This is a genomic window from Stenotrophomonas pictorum JCM 9942 (assembly GCF_001310775.1).
Classification (GTDB): Bacteria; Pseudomonadota; Gammaproteobacteria; order Xanthomonadales; family Xanthomonadaceae; genus Stenotrophomonas; species Stenotrophomonas pictorum.
The window spans coordinates 1-3,653 of the sequence record NZ_BAZI01000273.1 but is presented as its reverse complement, the minus strand read 5'-3'; the positions used below and the strand labels follow the sequence as shown (position 1 = coordinate 3,653).

Annotated in this window: 3 protein-coding genes, 1 pseudogene and 1 riboswitch; of the genes and pseudogenes, 3 read left to right on the top strand and 1 reads right to left on the bottom strand. The window is 68.2% G+C overall.

Features of this window, described 5'->3' with window-relative positions; genetic code table 11:
* Positions 1 to 292 (bottom strand): annotated as a pseudogene (locus tag JCM9942_RS19115) (hypothetical protein); the annotation flags it as partial.
* Between the two features lie 117 nt (positions 293 to 409).
* A riboswitch (SAM riboswitch) is annotated at positions 410 to 529 on the top strand.
* Between the two features lie 15 nt (positions 530 to 544).
* On the opposite strand from JCM9942_RS19115, the gene metX reads away from it, so the two are divergent.
* The 3 genes from metX to JCM9942_RS12240 form a co-directional block, all read left to right on the top strand.
* On the top strand, positions 545 to 1,627 hold the full coding sequence (metX, locus tag JCM9942_RS12250; protein WP_241772700.1) for a homoserine O-succinyltransferase MetX: 1,083 nt from the start codon (positions 545 to 547) through the stop codon (positions 1,625 to 1,627).
* The gene (locus JCM9942_RS12245; RefSeq protein ID WP_054659984.1) at positions 1,624 to 2,868 is read left to right on the top strand and encodes an O-succinylhomoserine (thiol)-lyase; all 1,245 of its coding nucleotides are present in this window, start codon (positions 1,624 to 1,626) and stop codon (positions 2,866 to 2,868) included. The genes metX and JCM9942_RS12245 overlap by 4 nt, the downstream gene beginning before the upstream one ends.
* A partial coding sequence (locus JCM9942_RS12240) for a homoserine dehydrogenase family protein (RefSeq protein ID WP_054659982.1) occupies positions 2,865 to 3,653 on the top strand: 789 nt, incomplete at its 3' end. The genes JCM9942_RS12245 and JCM9942_RS12240, both read left to right, overlap by 4 nt.

The following is a 3,653-nucleotide window of genomic DNA, read 5'->3' as shown; positions in this document are numbered from 1 at the left end:
GCTGTTCAGCGGCGGCCAGCACCCGTGGGGCCGGGCTGAGCCGTGCATCACTGCCCTGCAGACGGATCTGTACCGGGCCGGCGAGCAGGTTGCGGGCGATCACCGCATGCCCGCCGCTTTGAGGTTGCAGTTGCAGATCGGCAAAGCCACTGCTGTGCGCAGACCGGACGGGGTGGGGGGGCTGTCCCAACCCCCAGCCACGTCGCCACTGCGGGCCTTCGGCGGCGGCATCGCGCGGTCCGGCCAGCAGACAGGCGCAGGTCAACAGCAGGAAAAAAAGGGGGTTTTGCACGGTGGCCAGTGTGAGTGCGGTCGCCCAAGTATGGTGCTTTGGTTGCCGGAGAAACCTTTCCATCTCTCCATCCGGATAAAAGGATTGACAGGTCTCGGGGGCGCTGGCATTGTTGCCCCACCATCGAGACCGGCAGAGGGACAGGCCCTTTGAAGCCGGGGCAACCAGCAGACGCGCCAGCGCCTGTGTTTGGTGCCAAATCCTGCGGGGACCACGCGTCCGCCGAAAAGATGGTTCGATCTGCACCTCCGCATGTCGAACGCGAGCTCCGCGAAGCTCGATGGCCGCTCCTTACCGGATATCGCCATGAGTCTCGCCACCGTCGCCGTCCTTCAAGACGTTTCCGCCGTCGCTTCGCCCCGTACCGGGGGCGGCATCCGTGCTGTGCGCGGCGAACTCACGGTGCCGCTGTCGATGCGCCACGCCGGAGCGCGCGTGCTGCGTCTGCGCTATGAGCTGGTGGGTGTGGAAGCGGCGCCGGTGGTGCTGGTGGCCGGTGGCATTTCCGCGCACCGGCATCTGGCCGCCAATCCGGTATTCGGCGAGAAGGGCTGGGCCGAAGGCCTGGTCGGGCCGACCCGCGCGCTGGACCCGCAGCGCCGGCGCCTGCTCGGGTTCGACTTCATCGGCGCCGATGGCGATGTGGATGTGCCAATCGACACCGCCGACCAGGCCGATGCCATCGCCGCCTTGCTGGATGCGCTGCATATCGAGCAGCTGCACGGTTTCGTCGGCTATTCCTACGGCGCGCTGGTCGGCCTGCAGCTGGCGATCCGCCATCCGCAGCGGCTGGCCAGGTTGATTGCGGTCAGTGGCGCCCACCGTCCGCATCCCTATGCCTCGGCGTGGCGTGCGCTGCAGCGCCGGGCGGTCGCCCTGGGCCAGCTGCAATGTGCCGAAACCCACGGGCTGGCGCTGGCCCGCCAGTTCGCGATGCTCAGCTACCGCACCCCGGAGGAGTTCGGCGAGCGGTTCGATGCCGCTCCGGAAGTGGTGAACGGGCGCGTGCGCGTCGCCGCGGAAGACTATCTGGATGCCGCCGGCGCGCAGTACGTCGCCCGCACCCGCGTCAACGCCTACCTGCGCCTGTCCGAATCGATCGATCTGCACCGCATCGAGCCGGCCACTGTGGCCGTGCCGACGCTGGTGGTCGCCGTTGAGGGGGACCGGCTGGTACCGCTGTCCGATCTCGTCGCGCTGGTCGAGGGACTGGGCCCGCGCGGCAGCCTTCGCGTGTTGCGCTCGCCCTATGGCCACGACGCCTTCCTCAAAGAAACCGATCGCATCGACGCGATCCTCGCCAACGCCCTTCGCCTTCCCGGAGAAACCGCATGAGCCTGTCCGCCGCTTCCGATTTTCCCTGCAGCAGTGCCACCACCGCGGTTCGCGCCGGTATTGATCGCGATACCGCCTTTGGTGCGGTGACGCCGCCGATCGTGCTGTCGTCCAACTTCAGCTTCGACGGCTTCGGCAACAAGCGCCAGTACGATTACACCCGCAGCGGCAATCCGACCCGTGACCTGCTGGGCGAGGCGCTGGCCGAACTGGAAGGCGGCGCCGGCGGCGTGATCACCGCCACCGGCATGGGCGCGATCAATCTGGTGCTCAGCGCACTGCTCAAGCCGGGCGAGAAGCTGGTGGTGCCGCACGATGCCTACGGTGGCAGCTGGCGCCTGTTCAACGCGCTGGCGACCAAGGGCCATTTCGAGCTGATCACCGCCGATTTGACCGATCCGCGTTCGCTGGCCGAGGCGCTGGCCCAGTCACCGGCGCTGGTGCTGGTGGAAACCCCGTCCAACCCGCTGCTGCGCATCACCGACCTGCGTTTCGTCATCGATGCCGCACACAAGGCCGGTGCCAAGGTGGTGGTGGACAACACCTTCCTGTCGCCGGCACTGCAGAACCCGATCGCCTTTGGCGCCGATGTGGTGCTGCATTCGACCACCAAATACGTCAACGGCCACAGCGATGTGGTCGGCGGTGCGGTGATCGCCCGTGACGCGGAGCTGCACCAGCAGCTGTCGTGGTGGGCCAACGCGCTGGGCCTGACCGGCTCGCCCTTCGATGCCTTCCTGACCCTGCGCGGCCTGCGCACGCTCGATGCGCGCCTGCGCATCCATCAGGAGAACACCCGGGCGCTGGTCGACCAGCTGGCCCTCAGCGAGGCGGTGGCCAGGGTCTATTACCCGGGTCTGGCTTCGCATCCGGGCCATGCGGTGGCCGCACGCCAGCAGAAGGGCTTCGGTGCGATGCTGTCGTTCGAACTGGCCGAGTGTGGCGGTGCCGACCCGCAGGCTGCGGTACGTGCCTTCCTCGATGGCCTGCGCTACTTCACCCTGGCCGAGTCGCTGGGGGGCGTGGAAAGCCTGGTGGCCCATCCGGCGACGATGACCCACGCGGCCATGACGCCTGAAGCGCGTGCCCAGGCCGGCATTTCCGACAGCCTGCTGCGCCTGTCGGTAGGTATCGAAGGCACCGAAGATCTGCTCGCCGACCTGCAGGCCGGTCTGGCGCGTGCCGCCCGGGTGATCGCGGACGGCAAGCGTGATGCCCAGCGAAAAACGGTGGATGCATGAGCGCGCAGTTGCGTACAGTCGCCGCGGCACAGGCCCGTCTGGTGCTGCTGGGCACCGGTACCGTCGGTTCGGCCTTCGTGGCCCGTTACCAGACCTTGCAGCAACGCCAGCTGGCGCTGCCCACGCTGGATGTGGTGGCCAATTCGCGCATTGCCCTGGCCTGCGCGGATACGCCCGAGCGGGCGTTGTCGCAGGCTCGCTCCGCTGTGCGCAGCAGTGATGAGCCGGTGCATCGGCAGCAAATCGGTCGCCTGCGCGTCGGCGATATCGTCATCGACGCCACGGCCAGCGAGGATGTGGCCGCCGATCATGCCGGCTGGCTGGGGCAGGGTATCCACGTGGTGACCGCCAACAAATTGGGCAACGGCACCGCGTTGGCACGTGCGCGGCAGATCGCGGATGCCGCCGCCAGCACGGGTGCCTGTTACGGCGATGCCGCCACCGTCGGTGCCGGGTTGCCACTGCTTGCCAGCCTCCGCGCGCTGGTGGCCGGCGGTGACCACATCCATTCCATCGAGGGGGTGCTGTCCGGATCGCTGGCGTGGCTGTTCCATCGCTATGACGGCAGCCAGCCGTTTTCGGACTGTGTGCGGGAAGCGGCGGCGGCCGGTTACACCGAGCCGGATCCGCGGATCGATCTGTCCGGCGAGGATGTACGGCGCAAGTTGCTGATTCTGGCCCGCGCCGCCGGCGTGCCGCTGGAGGCCGAACAGGTTCGGGTGGAATCGCTGGTGCCGGCCGCGCTGGCCGCGTTGCCGGCCTCGGCGGTGGACAGCGCGCTGGAG

Excerpts from the sequence above, each read along its gene's own strand:
- metX (WP_241772700.1), top strand. The coding sequence starts at position 545 with ATGTCGAACGCGAGCTCCGCGAAGCTCGATGGCCGCTCCTTACCGGAT.
- JCM9942_RS12245 (WP_054659984.1), top strand. The coding sequence starts at position 1,624 with ATGAGCCTGTCCGCCGCTTCCGATTTTCCCTGCAGCAGTGCCACCACC.